The organism is Nonomuraea sp. NPDC001699 (assembly GCF_053596455.1).
The window spans coordinates 143,475-167,525 of sequence record NZ_JBSFGF010000010.1 but is presented as its reverse complement, the minus strand read 5'-3'; the positions used below and the strand labels follow the sequence as shown (position 1 = coordinate 167,525).

The window sequence follows — 24,051 nt, the reverse complement described above, 5'->3', positions numbered from 1 at the left end:
GCCGACCGCCTCACGGCACTCGGCGGTCGAAGCGGCCGATCGAGGGGCCGTAGACGAACTCGCGCGACATCTCGATGAAGTTCTGCGGGAACCCGAGCGGGAAGGCGCTGGCCTCGTCGAGCCGCTCCACCACCTCCGGCGGCAACCGCAGCTCACAGGCGGCGAGGTTGTCGGTGAGCTGGTCGAGCGTCCTGGCGCCGGAGATCGGATGGATCCAGCGGCGGTGCGCCCGGGTCCAGGCGAGGGCGACCTGGGAGGAGGAGACGCCGAGCTCGTCGGCGACGGCGTCGACCTCGGCGGCGATCGCCAGATGGCGGTCGGGTACGGCGTCGCGGCTGATCCTGGACCCGGTGGTGGCGTCGGTGCGGGTGAACTTCCCGGACAGCACCCCGCGGGCCAGCGGCGCCCACGCGGCCACCGACAGGCCCAGCGTCTCGGCCATCGGCAGCAGCTCGCGCTCGATGTCGCGCTCCAGCAGGCTGTAGGACAGCTGCAGTCCGATGAAGGACGTCCAGCCGCGCAGTTCGGCGATGGTGTTGGCGCGCGCGATCACCCAGGCGGGCACGTCGGAGAAGCCCAGGTAGAGCACCTTGCCCGCGCGTACCAGGTCGTCGAGGGCGCGTAACGTCTCCTCGATCGGGGTGGCGGGGTCCCAGATGTGCACCCACAGCAGGTCCAGGTAGTCGGTGCCCAGGCGCCGCAGGCTCTCCTCCACCGAGCGCCTGAGGCTCTTGCGGTGGTTGCCCGAGGCGTTGGGGTCGTCGCGGTCCATCGACAGCGTGTACTTGGTGCTGAGCACGTACCGGTCGCGTTCCTTGCCGATCAGCTCGCCGACGATGCGTTCGCTGGAGCCCTCGGTGTAGCTGTTGGCCGTGTCGATCATGTTCCCGCCGGCCTCGGCGTACGCGGTGAACATCCTGCGGCACTCCTCAAGGGGAGCGCCCCAGCCCCAGTCCTCGCCGAAGCCCATCGTCCCGAGGATCATCTCGGAGACCCGCAACCCGCTCGTTCCGAACGTCGTGTATCTCATGGCGAGGACTGTACATAGCGTCTAGACAGGCTGTCTAGACGCTAGGATTCCGAGAATGGAGGCGAGAGCGGGCCGGCGCGCCCCACAGCCGAAGGACGATGGCCGCGACCTGCGCGAGGTGATCCTGGCCGCCACGCGCGGGCTCCTCGACGAGCGGCGCTTCGACGAGCTGAGCGTGGCCGACATCCTGGCCGCCGCCCAGGTGGCACGCGGCAGCTTCTACTTCTACTTCGCGAGCAAGCACGAGGTCCTGGCCGAGCTCGTCCGTCGTGCCATCGCCCGTGGTCACGAGGTCGCGCAGCCCTGGCTCACGCACGACGAACCCGACCAGCGGCGGGCCTCCGTACGGCACGGCATCAGCCACGGCGCCCGTCTGTGGCGCGAGGAGGCGCCCGTGCTGCGGGCCATCGTGGAGAACTGGCGCACCGACCCCGAGCTCACCGCGCTGTGGCGCGACCAGATGGCGGGCTTCACGGCCGCCACCACCGAACGCATCACCACTGACGACGCCACCGCGCCCGGCGTCGATCCGGCCGCCCTGGGCGCGGCGCTGACCTGGCTCGGCGAACGCCTCTACTACCTCGCCGCCCTCGACGTGGCCCCCTTCGCCGACGAGGACACCCTCGTCGAGGTCCTCACCCACATCTGGATGACCTCCCTTTACGGCGAGTCGGCCCGGTAGACGGTCCGGGCACGCGGAAATCGGGGTGCCGGAACCCGGCGCGGGTTCCTACGCTCACCCCATGCGCCACGAATCCGCCCTGCTGAACGTCATCGATGTGGAAGCCACCTGCTGGGACGGGCAACCTCCGCCCGGCTCCGTGAACGAGATCATCGAGATCGGCCTCACCGTCGTCGACGTGCCGGCCCGGCGCCGCGTCTCCCGGCACCGCATCCTGGTCCGTCCTGCCCGGTCGGCCGTGAGTGACTTCTGCACCGAGCTGACCGGCCTGACGCGATCCGAGGTGGACCAGGGCGTCACCTTCGCCGAGGCGTGCCGGATCCTCGTCGAGGAGTACGAGGCCGGGCAGCGCCCCTGGGCGAGCTGGGGCGAGTACGACCGCCGGCAGTTCGCCCGGCAGAGCAAGGCCGAGGGGGTGGCCTACCCGTTCGGCCATCCGACGGAACGCACCCACACCAACGCCAAGGCCGTGTTCGCGGCGGCGTACGGGCTGCCCAGGAAGCCCGGCATGGATCACGCCCTGCAGATCGCCGGACTGCCCCTCGAAGGACGCCATCACCGCGGCGAGGACGACGCGTGGAACATCGCGGCACTCGTCCTCGACCTGCTGGACCGCGGAGCATGGCCCCTCGCGGCCACAATCCTCTAGCGGTGCGCCCGGCCTTGGCATGATGAGAGACGTGACTGCCATCGACGGCCCGGACGTTCCTCTTCGGACTCGGCTGACCGAGTTGCTGGAGGGCGTCGTCCCCTGGGACGAGCAGGAGCGCGCGCACCTCACCACGGCGGTGGAGTGGATCGCCAGCGGCGCTCCGCTGTACCGGCTGCGGAAGCCCGATGTCCCGCCGATGCACCTGGTCAGCTACTTCGTGGCCCTCGACGAGGCCCGCGCGGAGCTGCTGCTCGTCGCCCACCGCAAGGCCGGCCTCTGGCTTCCCAGTGGCGGCCACGTCGAGCCGATGGAGGACCCGTGGGACACGGTTCTGCGCGAGTGCAGAGAGGAACTGCACATCGAGGCCGTCCCGTCGGCGGTCTCCGGAAACAGGCCGTTCTTCCTGACCGTCACTCGAACCCGCAGGTACGAACAGCACACCGACGTGTCGTTGTGGTACGTCCTGCGGTCCGCGGCAGGGGCCGTCACCTCCTTCGACGAGGGTGAATTCGAAGCGATCAAGTGGCTGCCGCTGCGACAGGTCCTCGCCGAGCCCGGCGACACCCTCGACCCCCACATGCACCGGTTCACCGGCAAACTCATGGCTGCCCTGGCCCGGTAGCCGTCCTCTCCCCGCGGCGCCGCCTCAAGGTCGCCGTGAAGAGCGCTTGAGCTGGAGTGAATAGACTTGTCGTCATGTTCGACGACAAAACGCAGGAGACCCTGCGGCGCCTGCTGGACCTCGCCGAACACCCTTCCACCCCGGACGCCGAACGGGCGCTGGCGTTCACGCGGGTCCGCGCCCTGGTCGCCATGCCGGCCGACGACACCCGCCGCAGGGCGCCCGTGGCCGGAATGGACGCCCAACTGCTCGGCAAGCTCAAGCCCCTGCTCCGGCACGTGGACGAGGACCTGGTCGACGACGTGCACGGCGACCTGCACTCCTTCGGCATCCGCTACCGGGTGGTCTCGGAGGTGGCCGGGGAGCTGGCCCACATTCTCGACCTGCGCTCCCGCCTCGCCCCCGACAAGCGGCACCGGCACGACGACGGCGTACGCCAGACGGCCGCCCGGCTGACCTTCCTGCTGGAGCGCTCCGACGGGTTCCGCACCTCCCGCTGGCGCACCAGACGAGGCTGACCGTCCTCCGCCCCCACGAGCCACGTTCGGGGAGCGGAGGGCCTCAACGTCGCGCCCTCGGCGACGGTCTCAGGCGGTCAGAGGCTGTTGGTACGGTCGCCGCAGTGCGGGTCCTTGCCGCTGCGGTCGAAGACGAAGTTGAAGTCGACGTGCACCTTGTCGCTCCGCTTGACCCTGAGGTTGGGGACCGACCTCCCGCCGCTGCCGGGCGACACGTTGTCCCCGGACGTGTACGACCAGATCGTCTTGTCCGGCAGTCCACGCCGCTCCAGCCGGATCCGCAGCCGGACGTTGTTCTTGTTCCGCAGGCCGGGACCGCCGAGGAACCAGTTGATCCGGTTGAAGTAGTCGTACTTGCCCTGGGTGTAGTAGTAGGCCTTGATGTTCCCCCAGTTGCCCTTCGCGGCCTGGCAGCCGCCGGCCAGGGAGGCCGCGGCGCTCGCGGTGACGCTGGAGACGCGCGCGGTTCCGACCCGCTCCGACGCCTGCGCGGTCGTGCTCACCATGCCCATGGAGAGCGCTGTCACGGCCACGGCGGTGGTGAGCTTCATGATCGGTTTCATGTCCTGCTTCCTCCGGTCGAGATCTTCCGTTCGAGCTTGTGAGAGGAAGGTAGGACGGCGGCTGTTGACGTCCTGTTGAGGATCTGTGAGGAACGGCGAAGACGGGTGCCATTCAGGCCGGGGGGCTCGGGTCCCGTGCCAGGCGAAGTCCGAGTTCTTCTTCCCGCGGCCGCCCGCAAATCCAGCGCATGGCGGCAATCCCGCGGACGCGAGTGGATGGGTGTGTGGCCAGAGCGAAGGCCGGCACCCTTGGACCGTGAGGCCACGACTGCATGCCGAGATGCGATAGGCGCGGGTCGGTCGACGCCGAGAATTCGGGGTGGAGCGCACTTCCGTCCTCGGCGCTGCGGGTCCAAGTCGGGCGTTTACGCATGCGAGGGCGTACGGGAGGCAGCGCGATCAGCAGCATGATGGAATGTCTGACGGACAACGTCAACAAGAGAGGATCCGAGCGGGATTCCCGCTCTATCGACCTCATCCAGCTCTTTTGCTGGAGAGGCTTGGTGGATTCGGGTACCTGGCCAGATGAACTGCGGAAAAGAACCCTGAGGGGAATCCGCGTCAGCGTTCACCGGGGGCAGGGTTACATCTTCCTGGAGTGGAACCCGTAAAGCTGAGAACGGACTAGAGAAAGGTGGAGTTCGACTCCGGTACTTCGGTAGCCTCTGATGGATCGCGCGATGATCTGTGAGGATTGCGGTGCTCTCGAAGAGAAAAGCGGTCATCATCCTGGTAGCGCTGGTGACCCTGCTGGGCGCCGCGACCGTCGTGGCCATATACGTGTCCGGTGCGCCAGTCAGGCCGTTGCTCACGGAGTGCCGGGACAGGGACAGCGCCCCGGCATGTGACCGGGCCTACGCGGCCTTCGTGGAATGCAGCGGGACGACACATGCCAATTGGGGGCTGACTGCGTGCCGCACCGCCGTTCAACTGCATGACGACTGCCACGAGATCTATCGGCAGAACCCGGCCGCCTGCAAAATGATCGCCCTCGACATGCTCGATTGTTCGGGCGATCGTGTCTCCGTGTTCGAATGCGGTGACTACGGATACTTCTATCTGGACTGCCTCGACGAGCCCGGAGCCTCTGTCGCAGGGTGCAAGGGCGACAGGCGAGCGCTCATCGACTGCCTCAAGCGAGCGAGCTGGAACGAGCCCAGATGCAAGGAGCTCGAGGACAGGAGGCAGAAGATGTCGCCCGCCGCGCTCCGGTGACGCGTCACGATCGGCTATGGGCGCGCGGCGAGGCGCTCGACGTTCTCCGTCTCGGCCGGCGTAGGTGAATTCCTCATCCCGGCTCTTCATGGTCACCACCGCGACGCCGTACGTGCGCCGCAATCTGGAAGCGGCGCCGCCCGCGCCCTCGGCTACCAGGGTGCCTACACCGATCCGGGCTCCGGCAAGATCAACATGGCTTCCCGCTGGTACCAGCCCAGGCGATGGAACACAGTGGGTCATCCTGCCGTGCCCGCTCACGTATGCCACACGAGGCGCTCGCGCTTCGTCCGGCGATACCGGCTGTGCGCCCGGGCCGAGAGCGTCCGGCACGCCGGACACGAGGCCTCGGCCGCCGTGGTACGCACAACGATGAGTACGGCACTGCCGATGTCCTCAACTTCAGAACATCCACGTTTTACCCAGATCGTTGACGAGCGGCTACCTTGATGTGAGGCCCGTTACAAGATCGCGACGATCCGCACCTGGAGCAACGTGTGCCATGCCGCGGGGCCCAGTCACCGCCGTCGACCCGATCACCCTCAGCTCTCAGGAGAGGACCATGGCTGTCACCCTCTACGAGACCCCCAGCGGCTTGTTTGTCATCGAGCGTTGGGACGAGGTGGCCTGGTGCCCCCAGAGCGTCGATCGGGCAGACCTGACGGGCCGGTTCGCCGAGCATGCCGAGGCTTGGACCAACAGCGATTGGGAACCGACCGAGGCTGAAGGCTGGCAGCCTGCGAACGTGGACGACCTCGTGGTGATAGCAGAGTGGGATTCCATCCACGGAGTGACGATCCAGATCCACCGTCACGAGCTTGGCGAAGCGGCGCAGGACTACCTGCCTCCCCTCATTGTGAAGAGCTTCACCTACACCCGCGAAAACGCCAACCCCGCCTGGGGCAGCGACGTCATCACCATCACAGCCTCCGGTACCAAGGTCACCGAAGAACACACCATCGACGGCGTCACCCATAGCGATCGTCATAGCTGGAGCTTCGCCGATGAATTCGACGTGGAGACGCACTTGCGCAAACGCGACCTCGATTTCGCCGGCGAAGGCTACAAGGGCCGCCCCACCTGAACGGTCAACGAGCGTCCAGATCCCACTGACATCGTGCCGGGCCCACCCTGAGTGATTGATCATCAAAGTGAGCCAGAGCCTCAGGAGGTCAGGTGCAGGACGGCATCCGCGCAGCACTGCACCAGGAGGCCACCCTGTTCATACCGTGCCTCCCGGGGCCGGTTCAACGGCCGCACATCTTCGAGCAGCACGGGCTCTTCGGCCGCCTGACCAGGATGGGAGGTCCCGCGGATGACAGCGTCCCCCGCCCTGCCGGCGCCGAGAATGAAGTGCCACGAAAACGGAGATGAGGAGGTGCCGATTTCTTGATCGCGATGTCCGGTGGGTAAAGAATGAATTGATATGACCACCCCTATGAAGGCAGGGCAGTGATCAAGCTCGCTGTCGTGGACGATCACCCATTCATGCTTGAAGGCATCACCCGCTTCTTCGAGCAGTCGTCGCAGGTCACCGTCGTGGCGAGCACCGCGGACCCGGCCAAGGTGCCCCATGAGGCGGATGTCCTGCTGCTGGATCTCTATCTGCAGAACGGCAGGCCATCGGTACCGGTCATCGCCGACTGGTCGGCCAGGTCCAGAGTTCTGGTGATGTCGGTCTCGGGCGAGCAGGCCGACGTGGTGGCGGCCATCCAGGCGGGGGCCAGCGGCTATCTGACCAAGAGTTCCGAACCCGCTGAGTTCCACGCCGCCGTGGTGTCGGTGGCCTCAGGGGGGTTCGTGCTCGGCAGCGGGCTGGCCGGCATCCTGCACGGCCAGCTCGCCACTCCCTCCTCGCTGCTGGCGGGCAGGCCGGCGTTGTCGCCGAGGGAAGCCGAAGTGCTGGCTCATCTGGCCAAGGGGCGGACCCGCAGGCAGACCGCCAGCAGAATGGGCGTGGCGGAGTCGACCGTCGACACGTTGATCAAGCGCATCAGGGTCAAGCTGGGGCTGGGGGCGATGGCGGACCTCGTTCGCGCGGCGGACGAACTCGGCCTGCGTCCTCCGGGGGAATGAGCGGCGCGGCCGGCCTCGCCGGTGGCGTGGCGGCCGCCGAACGCTGGCTGCTCGTGGCGTTCACGGTCGTCAGGACCACGTCGGCGGTCATCGTCGTGGCCATGGCGTTGAGCGGCGAGTCCCGCCACTGGCTGATGGCGGTCGCGCTGGCCGAGAGCGCGGTGGTGACCGGGCTGTCGTGGCGGGCTGGCAGGCTGCCGCCGGGCTGGGCCGTGCTGGCCGACGGGCTGTTCCTCGCCGCGATGACGCTGGCCGTGCTGACAGGCAGCGCCCGGCCGCACGAGTGGGACAACTGGCCGTTCGACTACGCGGTGCCGTACGTCATCGGGATCGGATTGGGCGGCGGCGGATGGCGCGTCTCCCTGCCCGCGCTGGCGCCGATGCTGGTCGCGGTCACCGCGGCCGCGCCGATGACCGGCAATCCTCTTCCGGACGCCTCCTTCGACCTGGCCACGCTCACCGTCAACACGATGGTGGGGGTTCTCGTGGCGCGAGCCGTACGCAGAAGGGGAGCGGAGGTGGACGCGGCGCGCCAGGAGGCGATGACCGCCGAGGCTGCGGCCGCGATCGTGAGGGAGCGGGCCGCGCACGCCCGCGTCATCCATGACCAGGTGCTCCAGACCTTGGAACTGCTCGGTCACCAGGGACGGGTCGCGGGGTCGGAGTTGCGGGATCAGGTCAGGGCCGAGGCGGGGCGGCTCAGAACGCTCATCGGCTCAGGCGGGCGGGGTACGGCTGGGGACGGTGGAATGGGCGCGGTCGCGGACCATGCCCGCCGCCTCGGTCTCGCTGCCGAGCTGACATCGCCGGACGGGCCGGCGGTGCCGGAGGAGATCGCCACCGCGGTCCGCGAATACGTCACCAGGCTGGCCGCGGCGGAGCGGGTCCCGGGCAAAGTCGTGATCTTCGCTGAGGTCGTGGACGCAGGCCCGCTGGTCACGATCACCCACCCGGGGCCGCCCGCCCAGGAGGGGGCACATCCCGGGGTGGAAACCGAGGTGATCTTCACACCGGGCGAGGGCAGCGACGTCGAGTTCCGGGTGGCCCGGCCATGAGGCCGTACGCGCTCGGCAGGAAGGGCACCGAGCACTCGCTGATGCTGGCCCTCGTCGCCCTGCGGGCGGGGTACGGCGTGCAACTGGTGGCGGCGGCCGTCAGCGGCCGTCTCGACGGGTTCCCTCTCTTCCTCGCCGCCGCCGTCGTGGAGGCGACGGCGCTCGTGGTGTGGGTCGCCCGCCGTCGTGCCCTCTCACCGGGGTGGATCTTCGTCGCGGACGCGGTCTTCGTCGCGGTCACGGCCGTGTTCTGCAGTCCCGCCACCGGTCAGTGGTGGACCTTCCCCTACGCCTATGTGGTCGTCGTCGGCGCGGGTCTCGCCCTGGCTTCCGCTCCGCTCCTCGTTGGCTCGATCACGCCGCTGACGGTGGCGGTCTCGGCCGGCGTGCCGCAGCCCGAGCGCCCCGCCGTGGCGGTCGGCCTGCCCGTCATCGCCGTGATGTCGTGGTACGTGGCCAGGACCCTGCGGAACTACTCCGACGAGGTGGACGCCGCCCGGGAGAAGGCGGTCGAGGCGGCGGCGGACCTGGCCGCGCAGCAAGAGCGCGCCGCCCACGCCGAGCTGATCAGTGAACGGGTGCTGCGGCTGTTCGACCGGCTGACGGGGGAGCATCAGGTCGCCGATCCGCAACTGCGTGGACACGTCGCCGACCAGGCCGTTTGGCTGCGTCGATACCTGGAGGGGGAAGACGGTCCCTCGACCGTGCGCGAATCCCTGACGGCGGTGATCACGCGTGCGCGGGCACTCGGCCTGGAGGTGGTCTCCGACCTCGCTGACAGCCCGCCGTTGCCTGCCGGCAGCGTCGCCGCGATGGCTGGAGCTGTTCAGGAGGCCCTGGCCAACGTGGTCAAGCACGCCGGCACCAGGCACGCCCAGGTGACCGCGCGACTGTTGGGTGGACGGCTCGTGGTACGGGTGGCCGACGACGGGTGTGGCTTCACCCGCGGGCACGGGCCAGGTTTCGGTCTCGGGCAGTCGATCGAGGGCCGGATCGAGAGCGCGGGCGGAACGGTGATCATCGACTCCGCGCCGGGGAGGGGCGTCACTGTGGAGATCGTCCTTCCTCTGTCCCCCGAAATGGGGACAGGGGCCGGGACAGACGCGAGTGGTGCCGTACGTCCATGATCTGGATGTGAGTACGGCACCACGGGAAGCAGGGGCCTGCTGGACGTCGGGAGGCGCCTCGTGAACCGGATGGAAGAGACCTTCGAACGGGCGCTGGAGCTGTACACGCGATCGGAGCACGAGTTCGCCGGCGGACACCTCAGGCTCGCCCTGGACACGACGACGGAGGCGATCGTGCTGCTCCGCGGCCTGACGCCGGAGCAACCACGCCTGCTGGCCCGCGCGCTGCACGGGGCCGCCCGCTACCTGCTGGCCCTGGACCGGGCGGCCGAGGCCCTGCCCCTGGCCCGCGAGGCGGTCGAGCTGGCCGCCTCCGTCGGCGCGGAGCAGCTCCGTCTGGCCTGCGCGGCCACCCTGGCCGCCTGCCACCGGGCCATGGACGACGTTCGCTAGACCGGCTCGGCGGCACAGTGGCCGGGTGCGATAAATGGTCCACGACGACCACCCACCCCCCTCCGGGAGAGAACATGTTCTGGAAACGAAGCACCGTTCTGCTGGCGCTCCTCCCGCTCGCCACCGCCCTGGCCGGCCAGTCCGCGGCCGACGCCGCCGTCGTGACCGGCGTCGTCCGCGCCGTGCCCGACGTGGGCCTGCGGTCGGAACCGCGCGTCGATTCGAAGGTGCCCGCACGGATCCCGACCGGTCACCGGGGCACGGTCAGTTGCTACGTGCGCGGCAGCCAGAGCATCAGCGGGTGGGGCGGTACCAACCCGTACTGGAACTACACCGAGATCGACGGCAGGACCGGGTACATTCCCGACGTCTGGCTCGACACCGGCGGCGACATCACCACCCAGGTGCCCGAGTGCGGCAGCCGGCGTACCAGGGAACCGGACGACGCCCGCGAGGGCCGGAAGGGCACGCCCGACGCCGAGGAGCCGCTCAAGACAGGGCAGGCCTGCGTCTTCCTCGCGCCGAAGCGCCCGGCGGTCGGCCCGGTGACGCTGGGCCATGTCGGCTGGGGATTCCAGGTCGGCCGGGACGAGTACGTCTACGGCGCCACGGAGAACCCCACGGCCCAGTGGAAGATCGACCCGGGCAAGGACAACGGAGCCTGGCGGGGCTCGGGCAACCTCACCACGATGCGGGAGGCGTTCCGCAAGGCCGAGGGATACAGCCAGTACAAATGCGCCGAGGTATCCGCGTGGAAGGAGTCAGCCGCCAGAGCGGCCGTCTCCGCCGCGGAGAACGGCGGTTATCTCATTCTCGCCAACAACTGCATGGACCACACCTACAAGATCCTCACGGCCTACGGCGCCGCCCTTCCCAACCCGGGCCCGAGGGAGAAGCGGACCTATACCAACCTGGTCCATGACGCGAACGTGCCGAGCTGGATCCCCCGGCTCTGGTTCGCCTCGATTCCCTGGGACCAGAAGTCCTTGTGACCCTGCTGCCCTCCCCCCGATTCCAGCCACGGACAGGATGTCGGATGAAATCGCGTGATGATCGTCCAGAGCGTCATGACGACCAGGCGAACGCGGCACGAGAGGCTGACGCCGGAACGCCGGCCGGCCCGAAATGGGGCAAGAAGTTCGCATGGCTGGCGACGGGGTGCGCCGCGATCGCGCTCGCGGTGGGGGGAGGCTGGTCCACGACGCTGTTCGGCGTGGTTGCCGACGCGGGTGCGGCCGGCGACCACGTGAACGAAGCCCTCGGACGCCCGGCCCTCGGCGTGACCGTCATCGAGTTGCGCGGGCAGCTGCCCACCATGGCGCTCGGGACGAGCCCGCGCGGGGCCGACAGGAGCGTCCTCCTCGGCGGACAGACCGAGGAGGGACAACTGCTCGGCCTGGTGCGGCGGCACGAGGGCGCCGTGGTGGGCAAGGCCGTGGTGCGGGTGGAGCTGACCGGCGGGCGCAAGGCGGTACGAATCGTCGGCGCCCGCCCGATCGTCAAGCGCGTCGGCAAGCCGCTGACTGCCGTCCTCCTCGCCTGCGAGACGCAAGGGGAGGAGGACACGGTCGAGATGGTGGCGCGTCTCGATCCGCTGTCACCGGCCTTCCTGGGCGCGCCGCCGAGCAGCCGCCCGTACTTCGAGACCAGGACCATCTCGCTGAAGCGGGACGAACAGCAGACGCTCGACATGACGGTGATCCCGGGACGCGGCGTCTACGACTTCACCATCCTGATCGACTACGCGTACGACGGCAGGACGGAGACCAGGGAGGTCTTCGACGCCGACGGCAGGCCGTTCCGGGTGACGAGCGCCGTCACGCCCGGGACGTACGGCACGGTGTACGTCCCGGCAGGAGGCTCGCGAGGCTACCGCGCCCTGCGCGCGCCTGAGGTCGCAGCCCGGTTCGCGCAGGGCGCCAGGGGGCCGGGATGCTGAGCGTGCGGCGTCTCCTGCCGGTGATGGCGCTGGTCGCGGCGGCGGCCATCGCCGTCGCGGCGAACTTGTCACCGCTTTCCGCCTGGTGGGCGACGCCGCCGACGCCGCCCTTGCCCACCCGGATCAGCCAGACGTGGTCGTTCGCCTCGCCCAGGCTCGCCGGTGGCCTGCCCACGCGTCTCGCGGCGGTCGTGGGAACCGAGGTGATCCTGCCGAGCGGGCCGACCCCGTCGCTGTCCGGAGACCTGGAGGCGCACGATGTGGCCACCGGGCGGACCCGGTTCTGGCGCCAGGACTTTCCCCTCGACGACGACCTGTCGGTGCTGGCCGGCTCCGTCCTCGTCCAGGCGGGGAACCGGTCGGGCCCCGGCGTCGTGACCGGATTCGGCGTGGGCCGGGACCGGAACCTGTGGACACGGGTGCTGCCGGTGCACGCGAACGCCCTGGTGGTCGCCGGCGGCAAGGCGGTCCTGACGTGGGGTTCGACCATTCAGGCGCTGCTGCCGGACAGCGGGCGGACGGCATGGGAGAAGCCACTGGACTGCGCCCCCACCGGTCTTGAGTCATGGGGACGGTACGCCGTCCTGGACGAGCAATGCGGGGGCGAGCCCGGCTACAGGCGTCTGGTCCTCGACGCGCGCGACGGCACGCAGGTGCTGGAGGAACGCGTCGGTGAGTGGAAGACGACCGCGTTGCGCGGGGCGCTGGGGGATCTGGTCGTACGGGAATCCTCCGGCGGGCTGGAACTCGTCGGAGCCGGTGGCGTCGTACGGCACCGCGTCCCCGGCGCCGGCCTCACGGTGGATCAGGTGATCCGGCGTCCGGAGGGCGGCCTGGTCATCGTGGCGGGCAAGGACGGCCGGTCGCTGACGGCCTATGACGGGACGGCGAAGCCGCTCTGGAGGCAACCCGGCGTGGCGGGATTCGACATCGACGACGAGGACTCCGTGGTGAGCCCGGATCACCGATTCGCCTATTCGCTCCTGAACCCGAACACCGACGACGTCGTGACGTTCCTCGACGTCCGCTCGCTGGCGGACGGGCGACGCGCGATCTTTCCGCTCCCGGTCCATCGACGGGGTGCCACGATTCTCGGCGTCGCGGGCGACTCCGTGGTCGTCAGAGCGGTCGGAGCGGACGGGCCCGCGGTGACCGTTCACCGCCTGGAGGGGGCGGACCGCGAGGAGAAGGCGGTCCAGGTGTACGGAACGCGCTTCGACGCCTGGCCGGACCCGTGCACGCTGCTCCCGGAGAACACGCTGCCCGGTGGCGGCAGGCCGTACGACCGCCGGCCGGCGGCCCGGTTCTCCGCCCCACACGCCACCTGCACGCTGATCCCGCACGACGAACACGAGCATGTCGTCCGGATCGGCGTCGCCTGGCTGTCGTCCACGCCTTCGTTCGCCGACCGGATCCTGGCCGCCGTGCGCGCGTCCGACGAGCAGTACGGTCCCCTCATGCGCCGCCCGCCGGACCTCGGGAAGGGCGCGTACCTGCGGCCCGACGTGAACGTGCACAACCAGCGGGATCAGGCCCTCGTGGCGGCGGGCGGGCTCGTCGTCGTCCTGCGGGTCGAGGACGACGAGCAGGCGACCATGAAGTACGCGAAGATCCTGGCCGCGCGCCTGCGCACCGAATGAGGCCGGCCTCGGATCGCGCCCGAGCACAGGTCCTTGCATCGTCCCGAACCCTCATGAGCCGGTGCGGCAGTCGGCGAGAGGTCTTCACTGCGTGAAGTGCACGGTGATGGACAAGCCGCCTTCGGGGCGTGCGCGGACGGCAAGGCGGGCGCGGTGGGCCTGCGTGACGGCGTTCACGATGGCGAGGCCGAGGCCGTAGCCGTCGCTGAGGCCGCGACGATCGGGCGCCAGCTTCTGGAAGGGCTGGAAGAGGCGCTGGAGGTCGCCTTCGGGGATGACCGGCCCGCTGTTGGTGACCGTCAGGGCCACCTGCGTGCCGGAGGTCCGGGTGGTGATCTGTATCTGCCCGTCCGGGTGGTTGTGACGGATGGCGTTGTCGATGAGGTTGGCGACGAGGCTTTCGACCAGTCCCGGGTCCCCGGCCGTCACCGCCGGCGTCAGGTGTTCGGCGAGGTCGATGCCTTGTTCCGTGGCTTGACGGCGGCGGGAGGCGAGCACTCCCTCGACGATGTGGGCCAGGTCGAGGGTGACCCGGCGGGCGACGCCGCGCTCGCTGGTGGCCAGGGCGAGCAGTGCCTGGACGAGCCGCTCCTGGTGCTCGCCGAGAGCGAGGGCCTCCTGGCAGGCCGAGCGCAGGGTGCCGGTGTCGGCATCGGGGTCGGCGAGGACGACTTCGAGCAGGGTGCGCAGGCCGGCGAGAGGGGTGCGCAGCTCGTGGGAGGCGTTGGCGACGAAGTGGCGTTGGGCGTCGAAGGAGGCCTGAAGGCGGGCGAACAGGTCGTCGAGGGTGTGGCCGAGTTCGGTCAGCTCGTCGATGGGCTCGCCGAGGTCGAGGCGCCGGTCGAGGCTTCCGGTCGAGATGATCTCGGCGGTCGCGGTGATGGCGCGCAGCGGGCGCAGGAACCGGCCGGAGACGAACCAGCCGAGCGCCAGGGCGACGGGAACCAGAAGGACCAGAGCGACGGCGGATCCCGTGAGGAGCTGGGTCAGGCTGATCCCGGGCCCGGTCCCGGTGATCGCACTCGATGAGGGGCGCCCTACGGGTGTCGCCGCATCGATGCCGGCGAGCGGGACGGCGACGAGGACGAGCACGAAGACGCCGGCGGCGTAGAAGCCCGCCGCGTAGGCGAGTGCCAGCCGCGTCTGAAGGGATCTTCTGGCGCGCCGCCGCGAGGTCATGACGGCCCGATGCGGTAGCCGCCCGCACGGACGGTCTCGATCACGGGCGGATCGCCGAGTTTGGCGCGCAGCCGGTGCATGGTGTGCTTGACGGCGCTGGTGAAGGGGTCGGCGGCCTCGTCCCAGACGCGTTCGAGCAGCTCCTCGGCCGAGATGACCAGGCCGGGCACGGCGAGCAGGCATTCGAGCAGGGCGAACTCCCTGGGGCTCAGCTCAAGGCGCCGCCCGGCCCGTGACGCGACACGGCGGCCCGGATCCAGGGTGATGTCCCCGCACGACAGGGTCGGCGGCAGCGGCGGGGTGGCCCGGCGGCCCAGGGCACGGACGCGGGCGACCAGTTCGGCGAACGCGAACGGCTTGGGCAGATAGTCATCGGCGCCGAGGCTGAGCCCGTTGACGCGGTCCTCGATCGTGCCGGAGGCGGTGAGCATCAGCACGCGGGTCGTGCCGCGGCTGTGGGTGAGTCGCCGGCAGATCTCGTCGCCGTGGACGCCGGGCAGGTCGCGGTCGAGGATCACCACGTCGTAGCGGGTGGCGGCCAGGCGGTCGAGGGCGGCGGTTCCGTCCAGGACGACGTCGACGGCCATGCCCTCGCGGCGCAGCCCGGTTCCGAGGGAGCGGGCGAGGACCTCGAAGTCCTCGACGACGAGGACCCTCATCGGCGCTCACCGCAGGTCGTCGTGCGGGCGGGGCCGCCGGGTCGGGGTGCCATGGGCCAACGATGCCAGACGCCCGGTCGCAGCCGGGTCGCGGCGGCCGCGACCCGGCTGGAACCGGGGGCCGCGTACAACCGTCGGCATGAGTTCGTTCTCGCCTCACCGATCCGGCCCGCCGTCCGGGCGCTTCCTCCAGATGTTGCGCGCGGAGTGGGTCAGGTTCCGCTCCGCCCGGGGCAGGGTGCTCGCCGTGGCGGCCTCCGTGCTGGTCACCGTGTCGCTCGGACTGCTGATCGCCGGGGGCGCCCACAGTGCCTGCGTGACCGGGACGGGCGAGGGCCCCTGCCCCCCGCCCTTGGTGGGACCCGACGGCACGGCGGTGAGGGACAAGTACTACTTCGTGCACCAGCCGCTCAAGGGGAACGGCAGCATCACCGCCCGCGTGTCGGACATGACCGGGCAGATCCGGCTGCCGGACGCGGTACCCGGGGTGCGCAACGTCAAGGAGGGGGTGGTGCCGTGGGCCAAGGCCGGCCTCCTGGTCAGGCAGAGCCTCAAGCAGGGGTCACCGTATGCCGCCGTCATGCTCACCGGGGATCACGGCGTGCGGATGCAGTACGACTACGTCCACGACGTCCCCGGCGGTCCGCACAACGGTCCGCAGTGGCTGCGGCTTACCAGGTCGGGCGACACCATCACCGGCTACGAGTCGGACGACGGCAAGACGTGGACGGAGATCGGCACGGCCGAGTTGACCGGGCTGCCGGAGACGGTCGAGATCGGGCCGTTCGCCACCTCGCCAGGCGCCTTGTGGGACATGGCGCAGGCCTTCGCCCAGACCACCGCCACCTTCGACCGGATCGAGCTGCGGGGCGCGAACGGTTCGTGGCGCCACGACGACGTCGGCGTCGTCCTGGAGTCCGACGGCAGGACCCCCCATCACCCGGGCGGGGTCGTCGAGTCCGGCGACAAGCTCATCGTGACCGGGAGCGGTGACATCGGGCCCGCCACGGTCGAGGGCGGTCTGCGCGCCGACCTCATGCTGATCGGCGGGGCCGTGGGACTGATCCCGCTGCTCGTGGCGGCGGTCACGTTCGTCACGGCGGAACACCGTCGCCGACCGACCAGGCCCGGCCCACCGGCCGAGCCGCATCAGGGTGAGCCGCATCAGGGTGAGCCGCATCGGGGTGAGCCGCATCGGGGTGAGCCGCATCGGGGTGAGCCGCATCCGGCGCGGCTGCTGGCGGCCAGGGCCGCGGTGGTCGGCGTGGTCGCGTTCGTGGCGGGGCTGGTGAGCTCGGGGGTCGTGGTCCCGGCCGGTCTGGCGATGTTGCGTGCGAATCGGAACCCGGTCCAGCCGATCACGCCGGGCACCGAACTGCGGATGATCGTCGGCTACGCGGCGCTGACGGCGGCCGCCGCCGTGCTGGCTCTGGGCCTGGCCGCGCTGGTCAAGCGGGCCGTCGTCGCCGTCGGGCTGGCCGTCGTGCTGGTCGTCGTGCCGTACCTGCTGGCGACCGCGGGTCTGGCGCCGTGGCTACTGATGATCACCCCTGCCGCCGGCTTCGCGATCACGCAGAGCGTCCCTACGTTCGCGCATGTGGACGTGGGCCCGTCACTGCTGGCCGGGTATCACCCGCTCCCACCCTGGGCGGGCTTGGCCGTGGCCTGCGGATACGCCGCCTTCATCCTTGGGTCGGCGATGGCCGCATCCCGTAGGAAGGTGCCGCACGCCGTCCACGCTGATTGACCCCACGGGCATGTTGACGCCCTTGGTCCGGCATGTTGTGATCCACATATGCGAATTTCGTACTTATTTAGTAGGAAATGAGGCGCTTGTGGGGTTCCTCCAGCGTGCCGCCGCGGTTGTCATGCTCCTGGTGAGCGCGGCGGGCATCCAGGCCGTGCAGAGTGGACCGGCGCAGGCGGCCCTGCCCACCACCGCCGTAGCGCTCGGCGACAGCTTCATCAGCGGGGAGGGCGCGGGGGACTACCAGCCCGTCGTCGACGCCTCCGGTACGGCGCAGGCCTTCCCCGGCTGGTCGGCGGCCAACAGCAACGCCTACTTCTGTCACCGGTCGGCGAACGCCTCGGTGTTCAAGGCGTCGCTCCCGGGCATCCAGCAACGCTTCAACCTCGCGTGCTCCGGCGCCCAGCCCGCCGACATCGCCAATCCCGCCAGCGCCCGGGACGAGGGCCGCACTGTCGCCTCGCAACTCAATCAGCTGCGCACCCTCGCGCAGACGCACGACATCGACGTCGTCCTCGTCGGACTCGGCTCCAACAACACCCAGTTCACCTTCGGCGACGTGGCCACGCTGTGCGCCAACCGCTTCATCGCCGACGCCTGGACGGGTTGGTGGGAGTTCTGGGCCTATCTGAAGGGCGAGGTGCCGCAGAAACCCTGCACCGCCTCGGACCTGGCCACCGACACCGAGGTCGCCGCCGCCACCACCGAGACGGCCGCGGCCCTGCGCCAGATCCTCGACACCCTCGACCAGATCGACGCCGACGGCACCCACCAGGTGATTCTGCAGACCTACACCAACCCGCTGCCGCCCGACGTCGCCCCGCAGTACTACGACGAGGACGGCCGCACCGACACCCGCGACAAGTTCCGCGCCCTCGGCGCCGAGCGCTACGCCGCCGGGTGCCCGATCCACCGTGCGAGCCTCGCCCCTGGGCACGTGTTCTCCCAGAACCTCGGCTCCCTGGTCAAGAACGCGTACGCCACGCTGGCGGCCGAACGCCCGGCGGCCGACCTGCGCGTGCTGGACGTCCAGAAGGCCTTCGACGGGGCCAGGCTCTGCGAGAACCCCGACAGCCCGGCGGGCGCGCTGGCGACGCCGGTCCGGGTGCAGGACGGGCCGTCCGGCACGTTCATCACGAGCCTGTCCGGCTGGGACAAGATCGGCATCCAGCGGGCGGCGAACACCTGCGTCACCTACTTCCAGACCTGCCAGGAGTCGTGGCACCCCAACGCCGCGGGCCACACGGTCCTCGGCCAGTGCCTGACCGGCGCGTTGGCCGCGGCGCCCCGCACGATCGTCACCTGCGCCCGCAACACGAACGGCACCCTCACCATCTCCTGACCTCTCCCCGCTACCCGTCCGGCTCCCCGGAGCCGGACGGGTCGCCCGGGATCCGGCCGGCGGCTATGCGTCGCGCATCCGCAGGAGCAGCCCGCCGCCCAGGAGCGCCGCGGTGGCCCAAGCGGCGAGTACGCTCAGGCCGGCCCATGGGCTGAGCGGGAGGCCGGCGAGGTCGGTGGTGGCCTGGATGGCGAGCCCGGCGTTCATCGGGGAGATCTGCCAGAGGAGCCGCTGCCAGTCCTCGTCGGCGATCACGAGAATGAGGGCGGGGAAGAGGTAGAGCAGGCCGAGCACGACCCCGATGGCGGTGGCGGAGTCTCGTACGGCGGTGGCGACCCCCAGGCTGAATAGGGCGATCAGCGCCAGGTAGAGGACCGAGCCGACGGCGGCGCGCAGCATGGGACCGCTGGTGAGGAGGAGCGTGTCGGCGGGGAACCCGTTGTCGAGCAGGATGCGCCGCGCGGCCAGCGCGGAGGCGAGCACGGCGACGCTCCCGGCGATCAGGGTCAAGCCGGCCAGAATGATCGCCTTGGCGGCCAGGACGCCGGTCCGGCGCGGCATGGCGGTCAGGGTGAGGCGGATCATGCCGGTGCCGTATTCGTCGGTGATCGCCAGGACGGCCAGGATGGCGACGACCGCCTGGCTCACCTGGACCCCGAACAGGCCGATCTTGGCGGGGTCGTAGCCGCAGTCCTCCGAGGCACAGGACACGACGGCGGAGGCCGCGACGCTGACGGCGACAGTCAGCACCACGACCGTGAGCAGCAGCCGGCCGGTGCCGGCCAGGGTACGGAGTTTCGTCCACTCCGCATGCAGGTGCTCTCTCACGCACTCCTCCCGCGACACCGGAGGAGGTCCCCATGGGGATGTCTCATGCGTCCCTCCTGCGGAGTCGAAGGACGGCCGATCCGAGGGCGAGCGCGGTATAACCGGCCAGCACGGCCAGACCGGCCCACGGCGGCAGCGGGTAGAACCCGGCGATGGGCGCGTAGTGGCCGAGCACGTGCGCGTACTGCGGGATGCTCTGCTGCGTGGCGAAGCCGGCCGCCGGGGTGAGGCGCAGCAGCCATTGCGCCGCGCTGTCCGGCAGGACCGAGGTGGTGGCGAGGACATGCGGGACCACGATCACCGCGACGGCGGTGATGACCGCCGCGACACTGCGCCGCAGGAGCGCGCCGAGGGCGAGGGCGAGCACGGCGGCCAGCGCGAACAGCGCCGCCATGCCGACCACGATGCGCACCTGGGTGAGCCCGGACACCGGGAGGACGGCGTTGCCGTTGTCGCGCAGGATCCGCCCGCCGACCGTGAAGGTGATCGCCGTGGCGGGCAGGGCGGCCGCGAAGGTGACCAGGCCGAGCGCCAGCGCCTTGGCCGCCAGCGTCCGGCCGCGGCGCGGGCCGGCCAGCAGGGTGAGGCGGATCAGGCCGTGCCGGTACTCGGCGGTGACGAACATGACCGCCACCACGATCACCAGGATCAGGCCGGTCAGCGCGCTGCTGAGGGGACGTTCGAGGGTCGGGCCCTCGATGGCCGGCGCGATGTCGCCGACGCCAGTGACGGAGAAGGCGCCGCCGGACCAGCCGGCGCGGCCCGGGTGGTGCTCGGCACCATCGGGACCGATGGTGACGCCGATGTCGTCGTTGCGCCACGCGCCAGGTGTGCTGCCCTGCAGCGTGACCTGGTCGAACTCGCCGGTGGCTTCGGTGAAGCGGGCCGCCGCGACGGACCCGCCGAGATCCCCCTGCGTGACCGTCAGATCCCCGGGGGAGGTCGCGAACAACCCGACCTGGACGGTCGCCGGTAGCCCGGCCAGGGCTGCGGTGCCGATCTCGGTCCAGTGCGTGCCGTCGGTGGACTCGTACCCGGTGAGGGTGTCGCCGGCGCGGGTCAGCCGCAGCCAGCGCGGCGACTGCCGGGAGACGCCGCCCGGCCGGCCGGCCGTGTCATGGGTGAAGTTGTGCTGCATCCGCACCCCGTGCGCGCCGGTCATCATCACCGCCGCGTAGGCGGAGCCCTGCTTGGTGCTCTCCTTGATCATGACTCCGGCCTTCGCCCACGGCACGAGCCCGGCAACCTCGTTGCGCGCCCCTGGGGTGACGTCGGGCTTACGGATCCTGCCGGTCATGGAGGTGAGGCGGACGGTGATGCCGCCGTCCCCGGCCAGCGGCCGATGCACGAAGGAGAACTTGTCGTCCACCGCTTCGCCGTCCGGCCCCGTCAGAGGCGGTGGACAGGCGACCTCGACCGGACCGGCGCTGCACGAGGCGTGGTTGCTGGACGCCGACAGCAACCCGAGCAGCACGGTGACCAGCGCCGCCGCCGTCAAGGTGACCACCCAGCCGCGCACCGTCCTGAACTTGGTCCACTCGGCGCGCAGCAACCGCCCGAACCCCCCGCGCCCGGTCCGCGGTTCCGAGCGGTGTGAAAAGGCGCTCATCGTGCCGTTCCCCGGTACTCGACCGCATCGGCGGTGAGGTCCATGTACGCCTGCTCCAGCGTCACCCGACGCGTCGCCACCTCGGAGAACGGCACCGCGTTGGCGTTGAGCACGGCCACGACGTGCTCCGACGGCAGCCCTGAGACGACGATCGTGTCGCGATCGGTGACGGCCGTCGTGGCGCCGGCCTGGCCCAGTACGGACATCGCCGCCGAGGGCGCCGCCGTCCGCAGTGTGACCCGGCCGCGGGAGGCGGTCGTGATGAGATCGGCCACGCTGGTGTCGGCGATGACGCGGCCCCTGCCCACCACCACGAGATGGTCGGCGGTGTCCTCCAGTTCGCTCATCAGATGGCTGGACACCAGCACGGCCCTCCCTTCGCCGGCCAGCGACCGCAGGAAGCCGCGCATCCACACGATGCCCTCGGGATCAAGGCCGTTGACCGGCTCGTCCAGCATGAGCACCGGCGGATCCCCGAGCAGCGCGGCCGCGATGCCGAGCCGTTGGCGCATGCCCAGCGAGAAGCCGCCCGCCTTGCGCCGGGCGGCGGAGTGCATCCCCACCTGCTGGAGCACCTCGTCGACCCGCCTGCCGTCCAGGCCCTGGGAGTGGGCCAGCCACAGCAGGTGGTTGCGCGCGGTGCGGCTCGGCTGCAGCGCCCCGGCGTCCAGCAGCGCGCCGACGTGGGTGAGCGGGTCGCGCAGGCTGGTGTACGGCCGGCCGCCGATCAGCGCGTGGCCCTCGTCGGCCGCGTCCAGGCCGAGGATCACCCGCATCGTGGTGGACTTGCCCGCCCCGTTGGGGCCGACGAACCCGGTGACCTTGCCGGGCGGCACGGTGAACGACATGCCGTCCAGCGCCAGGGTCGAGCCGAATCGTTTGCGCAGCCCGCTGACTTCGATGGTTGCTCGCATGCGATCGGTTGTACGGGCCCGGCTGTAACACGGGCCGAACGGAGGCTGTCACATCGCTGTCAGGTCCGGCACGGCCTCCTGGAACTCATGCGAAAGCGGCGACGAGACGGTCGTGGCCGTCCAGGATCACGTAGCAGTGGAGCCCGCTGAACCACCAGAGCAAGGCGGGCGGCAGGATTCCCTCCCGAGCCTGCTTGCGGTAGGCCTGCACTCTGCCGTGGCCGGGCGGTGACATCTGCCGCAGGGGCATGACCTTCCATGAGCCGGTGAACCAGTCGATGGAGCCGTCTGGATGATCAACGAGCAACAGGGAACGCCATCGGTCGGCCGACACGTCCTCCCCGGCAAGCCGCAGGGAGAGCACCCACCGCCCCTCGTGGAACGGACCGATGGGGGAGGCCGCCAGGGCGTCGGCGAAGCGATGCGCCCAGCGGGCGTACCAGGGCGGTTGCCCCGGCTCGGTGATCGCGCGCGTCTCGGCGGCCCGCAAGGGAGCCAGGGGTGACCGGTAGTTCTCCGTACGGGAGTATTCGACTCCGCCTCGGTCGTCGTCGATCTTGGCGAACAGCACCGCATCCGGCCCCTGCGACAGGACCATCCGATTCCCGTTCGCCGCCTCCGGCCGCAGTCCCGGCAGGGCCGCGTGCTGAAGCTCCAGGCCGAGGCCGACCCAGGATTCGCTGTCGGCCGCCCCTGTCAGATCCGTCCGGCGCACCCGGCCGATCCTATCTGCGGGCCGCCGTGGTGGGTGGTGAGGTCCGTGTCCGTCGCGGGGAAGCGGAGTCAGGCGATGGTGAGCGGCCCGCCGGCCAGGTACGCCGCCAGCGGACCGGTCATCCGGGTCCGTGCCGGCGGCTGCAGGGCCAGCTCATTGGCGCAGGTGGCGAGGTGGCCGACCTCGTCGGAGGCCGTGGGGTCGAGGTCGCCGAGCAGTTCGACCGCACGCGGGACCACCCGGGAGAGGGCGTCCTGCACGCAGTACCGGACATACAGCGAGTCGGCGAGCGTCGACTCGTCCGGGCCGCCGTCGTCGATCCGGCAGGCGACGGCCTCCGCGGCCGACATCGCGCCCTCGGTCTCCACCAGCAGCCGGACCCGTTCGGACTCGGGCACCCGGTCGTCGAGCAGCACCCGCTCGACCAGTGCGCTGGCGGCCCCGAGGCGGCTGCCGGTCATCAGCAGCTGGTACCAGGCGAAGCTCGCGGTCAGCAGCACGTCCAGTTGCCCGTCGAGGGACGAGGCGCGCAACGGTCTCAGGTGGTGGGGTGCGGGCAGTGGTTCATGAACCGTCGCGTCCGGGGCCGAGGAAGTGGCGGATCACCGCGGCCACGCGCTCGGGGCGACCGCGCTGGGCGGCGTTCGCGGTGGCGCTGTGGTCGAGCCCTTCCAGGAGCGTGCGCCGGGCGTGCGGCAGGACCCGTTCCAGCCGCTCCAGGGCGGCACGCAGGTAGGCGGGACTCTTGCTGCCGCCGAGCAGCAGCACCTCGGGCCGTACCGTCCCGTACTCGGTCAGGTCGCCCGACGCGTCCGCGGCCAGCCGGATGTCCTGGCGCAGTGTCGGAGCGAGCTGTCCGAACGTCGGTGGCCCGCCGGGCACGGCGTCCTTGCCCTCGCTCCTCAGCATCAGGCCGGTCAGCAGTTCGAGCACCCGGCGCGGCAGGACCTGGAAGATCGGCGGCCCGAGCCGGGCGGCCTTCATGCCGGTGACGAGCGCCGCCGCGGTCCGGCCTTCCACGATCTCCCGGTCGAGGCGGGGCAGGCAGGCGGCCGGGGCCGACCCGTCGGTGAAGAGCGGCGGCTCGAAGACGACGGCGCTGTCCAGATCGGGGCGGACGAGCAGGGTGCGCAACGTGATGATCGCGCCTGAGCTCACGCCCGCGACGTGGCGTGCGCCGGTGGCGTCGATCAGCGCCTCCAGGTCCTCCACCTCCCGGTGCAGGCCGTAGCCGGGGCCGACGGGACCGCTGCGGCCGCGGCCGCGACGGTCGGGCAGGTAGCAGGTGAAGTCCTGGGACAGGGCCTCGGCCAGTTCGAGCTGGCTGTCTCCCGTCTGCATGGCGCCGTGCAGGATCACCAGGCCGGGGCCGTGCCCGATCTCGCGGTAGCCGATCGTGGTGCCGTCGGCCGACGTCACCGAGCCGATGGTGGTCGTGGTCATGATGGCTTCCCTTCGTTGCGGTACGGGAAGGGAGCCCGGCTATCGTTGTCCGTGGTATCTCGTGGCCGGGGCTCCGCTTCGCGGTTTCTTCGGTTCCCGAGGT

Annotated in this window: 26 protein-coding genes; 15 read left to right on the top strand and 11 right to left on the bottom strand. The window is 70.5% G+C overall.

Annotation, left to right across the window (positions count from 1 at the left end):
• Nucleotides 1-10: 10 nt before the first annotated feature.
• Nucleotides 11-1,030: an aldo/keto reductase gene (locus ACWCSU_RS29040; RefSeq protein ID WP_449939140.1), complete on the bottom strand. Its 1,020-nt coding sequence runs from the start codon at nucleotides 1,028-1,030 to the stop codon at nucleotides 11-13.
• A gap of 55 nt (nucleotides 1,031-1,085) precedes the next feature.
• Here ACWCSU_RS29040 and ACWCSU_RS29035 point away from each other — a divergent pair, with 55 nt between their 5' ends.
• From ACWCSU_RS29035 to ACWCSU_RS29020, 4 genes are all read left to right on the top strand, one after another.
• Nucleotides 1,086-1,712 (top strand): TetR/AcrR family transcriptional regulator, encoded by a 627-nt coding sequence (locus ACWCSU_RS29035; RefSeq protein ID WP_364093552.1) that lies wholly within the window; start codon nucleotides 1,086-1,088, stop codon nucleotides 1,710-1,712.
• A 61-nt stretch (nucleotides 1,713-1,773) separates the two neighbouring features.
• A complete protein-coding gene (locus ACWCSU_RS29030; protein WP_357703514.1) occupies nucleotides 1,774-2,361 on the top strand; it encodes a 3'-5' exonuclease in 588 nt (195 codons plus the stop codon).
• A 31-nt stretch (nucleotides 2,362-2,392) separates the two neighbouring features.
• Nucleotides 2,393-2,986, top strand: coding sequence for an NUDIX domain-containing protein (locus ACWCSU_RS29025; RefSeq protein ID WP_449939138.1), 594 nt, complete (start codon nucleotides 2,393-2,395; stop codon nucleotides 2,984-2,986).
• Nucleotides 2,987-3,060: 74 nt separating this feature from the next.
• Nucleotides 3,061-3,504 (top strand): hypothetical protein, encoded by a 444-nt coding sequence (locus ACWCSU_RS29020; RefSeq protein ID WP_357703509.1) that lies wholly within the window; start codon nucleotides 3,061-3,063, stop codon nucleotides 3,502-3,504.
• A gap of 77 nt (nucleotides 3,505-3,581) precedes the next feature.
• Here the strand turns inward: ACWCSU_RS29020 and ACWCSU_RS29015 are convergent, their stop codons facing one another.
• Nucleotides 3,582-4,067 carry a hypothetical protein gene (locus tag ACWCSU_RS29015; protein WP_449939135.1) on the bottom strand — a complete coding sequence of 162 codons (486 nt, stop codon included), beginning with the start codon at nucleotides 4,065-4,067 and terminating at the stop codon, nucleotides 3,582-3,584.
• 687 nt (nucleotides 4,068-4,754) lie between these two features.
• Between ACWCSU_RS29015 and ACWCSU_RS29010 the strand changes: the two genes are divergently transcribed.
• Nucleotides 4,755-5,282, top strand: a complete 528-nt coding sequence (locus tag ACWCSU_RS29010; protein WP_449939132.1) for a hypothetical protein — start codon at nucleotides 4,755-4,757, stop codon at nucleotides 5,280-5,282.
• Between the two features lie 562 nt (nucleotides 5,283-5,844).
• Nucleotides 5,845-6,366, top strand: a complete 522-nt coding sequence (locus tag ACWCSU_RS29005; protein WP_449939130.1) for a hypothetical protein — start codon at nucleotides 5,845-5,847, stop codon at nucleotides 6,364-6,366.
• A gap of 80 nt (nucleotides 6,367-6,446) precedes the next feature.
• On the opposite strand, the gene ACWCSU_RS29000 is transcribed toward ACWCSU_RS29005, so the two are convergent.
• Nucleotides 6,447-6,764: a hypothetical protein gene (locus ACWCSU_RS29000; RefSeq protein WP_449939128.1), complete on the bottom strand. Its 318-nt coding sequence runs from the start codon at nucleotides 6,762-6,764 to the stop codon at nucleotides 6,447-6,449.
• A gap of 6 nt (nucleotides 6,765-6,770) precedes the next feature.
• On the opposite strand from ACWCSU_RS29000, the gene ACWCSU_RS28995 reads away from it, so the two are divergent.
• From ACWCSU_RS28995 to ACWCSU_RS28965, 7 genes are all read left to right on the top strand, one after another.
• Nucleotides 6,771-7,358, top strand: coding sequence for a LuxR C-terminal-related transcriptional regulator (locus tag ACWCSU_RS28995; protein WP_449939125.1), 588 nt, complete (start codon nucleotides 6,771-6,773; stop codon nucleotides 7,356-7,358).
• Nucleotides 7,355-8,413: a hypothetical protein gene (locus tag ACWCSU_RS28990; RefSeq protein WP_449939123.1), complete on the top strand. Its 1,059-nt coding sequence runs from the start codon at nucleotides 7,355-7,357 to the stop codon at nucleotides 8,411-8,413. The genes ACWCSU_RS28995 and ACWCSU_RS28990 overlap by 4 nt, the downstream gene beginning before the upstream one ends.
• A complete protein-coding gene (locus ACWCSU_RS28985; RefSeq protein ID WP_449939121.1) occupies nucleotides 8,410-9,540 on the top strand; it encodes a sensor histidine kinase in 1,131 nt (376 codons plus the stop codon). The genes ACWCSU_RS28990 and ACWCSU_RS28985 overlap by 4 nt, the downstream gene beginning before the upstream one ends.
• Before the next feature lie 60 nt (nucleotides 9,541-9,600).
• Nucleotides 9,601-9,933, top strand: coding sequence for a hypothetical protein (locus ACWCSU_RS28980; protein ID WP_364093571.1), 333 nt, complete (start codon nucleotides 9,601-9,603; stop codon nucleotides 9,931-9,933).
• Nucleotides 9,934-10,007: 74 nt separating this feature from the next.
• On the top strand, nucleotides 10,008-10,925 hold the full coding sequence (locus ACWCSU_RS28975; protein WP_364093575.1) for a hypothetical protein: 918 nt from the start codon (nucleotides 10,008-10,010) through the stop codon (nucleotides 10,923-10,925).
• 44 nt (nucleotides 10,926-10,969) lie between these two features.
• Nucleotides 10,970-11,872, top strand: a complete 903-nt coding sequence (locus tag ACWCSU_RS28970) for a hypothetical protein (RefSeq protein ID WP_449939119.1) — start codon at nucleotides 10,970-10,972, stop codon at nucleotides 11,870-11,872.
• 2 nt (nucleotides 11,873-11,874) lie between these two features.
• A complete protein-coding gene (locus ACWCSU_RS28965) occupies nucleotides 11,875-13,512 on the top strand; it encodes a hypothetical protein (protein ID WP_449939116.1) in 1,638 nt (545 codons plus the stop codon).
• Nucleotides 13,513-13,596: 84 nt separating this feature from the next.
• Here the strand turns inward: ACWCSU_RS28965 and ACWCSU_RS28960 are convergent, their stop codons facing one another.
• Nucleotides 13,597-14,691, bottom strand: coding sequence for a sensor histidine kinase (locus tag ACWCSU_RS28960; RefSeq protein WP_449939114.1), 1,095 nt, complete (start codon nucleotides 14,689-14,691; stop codon nucleotides 13,597-13,599).
• Complete coding sequence (locus ACWCSU_RS28955) at nucleotides 14,688-15,350, bottom strand: response regulator transcription factor (protein WP_449939112.1); 663 nt, start codon at nucleotides 15,348-15,350, stop codon at nucleotides 14,688-14,690. The genes ACWCSU_RS28960 and ACWCSU_RS28955 overlap by 4 nt, the downstream gene beginning before the upstream one ends.
• A gap of 139 nt (nucleotides 15,351-15,489) precedes the next feature.
• On the opposite strand from ACWCSU_RS28955, the gene ACWCSU_RS28950 reads away from it, so the two are divergent.
• Entirely contained in the window at nucleotides 15,490-17,097 is a 1,608-nt protein-coding gene (locus ACWCSU_RS28950; RefSeq protein ID WP_449939109.1) for a hypothetical protein, read from the top strand.
• Between the two features lie 88 nt (nucleotides 17,098-17,185).
• A complete protein-coding gene (locus ACWCSU_RS28945) occupies nucleotides 17,186-18,439 on the top strand; it encodes a hypothetical protein (RefSeq protein ID WP_449939107.1) in 1,254 nt (417 codons plus the stop codon).
• Nucleotides 18,440-18,502: 63 nt separating this feature from the next.
• Here ACWCSU_RS28945 and ACWCSU_RS28940 read toward each other — a convergent pair whose 3' ends face one another.
• The 6 genes from ACWCSU_RS28940 to ACWCSU_RS28915 form a co-directional block, all read right to left on the bottom strand.
• Nucleotides 18,503-19,267 carry an ABC transporter permease gene (locus tag ACWCSU_RS28940; protein ID WP_449939105.1) on the bottom strand — a complete coding sequence of 255 codons (765 nt, stop codon included), beginning with the start codon at nucleotides 19,265-19,267 and terminating at the stop codon, nucleotides 18,503-18,505.
• Nucleotides 19,268-19,310: 43 nt separating this feature from the next.
• Nucleotides 19,311-20,876, bottom strand: coding sequence for an ABC transporter permease subunit (locus tag ACWCSU_RS28935; RefSeq protein WP_449939103.1), 1,566 nt, complete (start codon nucleotides 20,874-20,876; stop codon nucleotides 19,311-19,313).
• Nucleotides 20,873-21,790: an ATP-binding cassette domain-containing protein gene (locus ACWCSU_RS28930; protein WP_449939102.1), complete on the bottom strand. Its 918-nt coding sequence runs from the start codon at nucleotides 21,788-21,790 to the stop codon at nucleotides 20,873-20,875. Before ACWCSU_RS28930 ends, ACWCSU_RS28935 begins: the two co-directional genes overlap by 4 nt.
• A gap of 85 nt (nucleotides 21,791-21,875) precedes the next feature.
• On the bottom strand, nucleotides 21,876-22,505 hold the full coding sequence (locus ACWCSU_RS28925; protein ID WP_449939100.1) for a hypothetical protein: 630 nt from the start codon (nucleotides 22,503-22,505) through the stop codon (nucleotides 21,876-21,878).
• Between the two features lie 68 nt (nucleotides 22,506-22,573).
• Nucleotides 22,574-23,038 (bottom strand): hypothetical protein, encoded by a 465-nt coding sequence (locus tag ACWCSU_RS28920; RefSeq protein ID WP_449939098.1) that lies wholly within the window; start codon nucleotides 23,036-23,038, stop codon nucleotides 22,574-22,576.
• Between the two features lie 31 nt (nucleotides 23,039-23,069).
• Complete coding sequence (locus tag ACWCSU_RS28915; RefSeq protein WP_449939095.1) at nucleotides 23,070-23,948, bottom strand: alpha/beta fold hydrolase; 879 nt, start codon at nucleotides 23,946-23,948, stop codon at nucleotides 23,070-23,072.
• Nucleotides 23,949-24,051 lie beyond the last annotated feature (103 nt).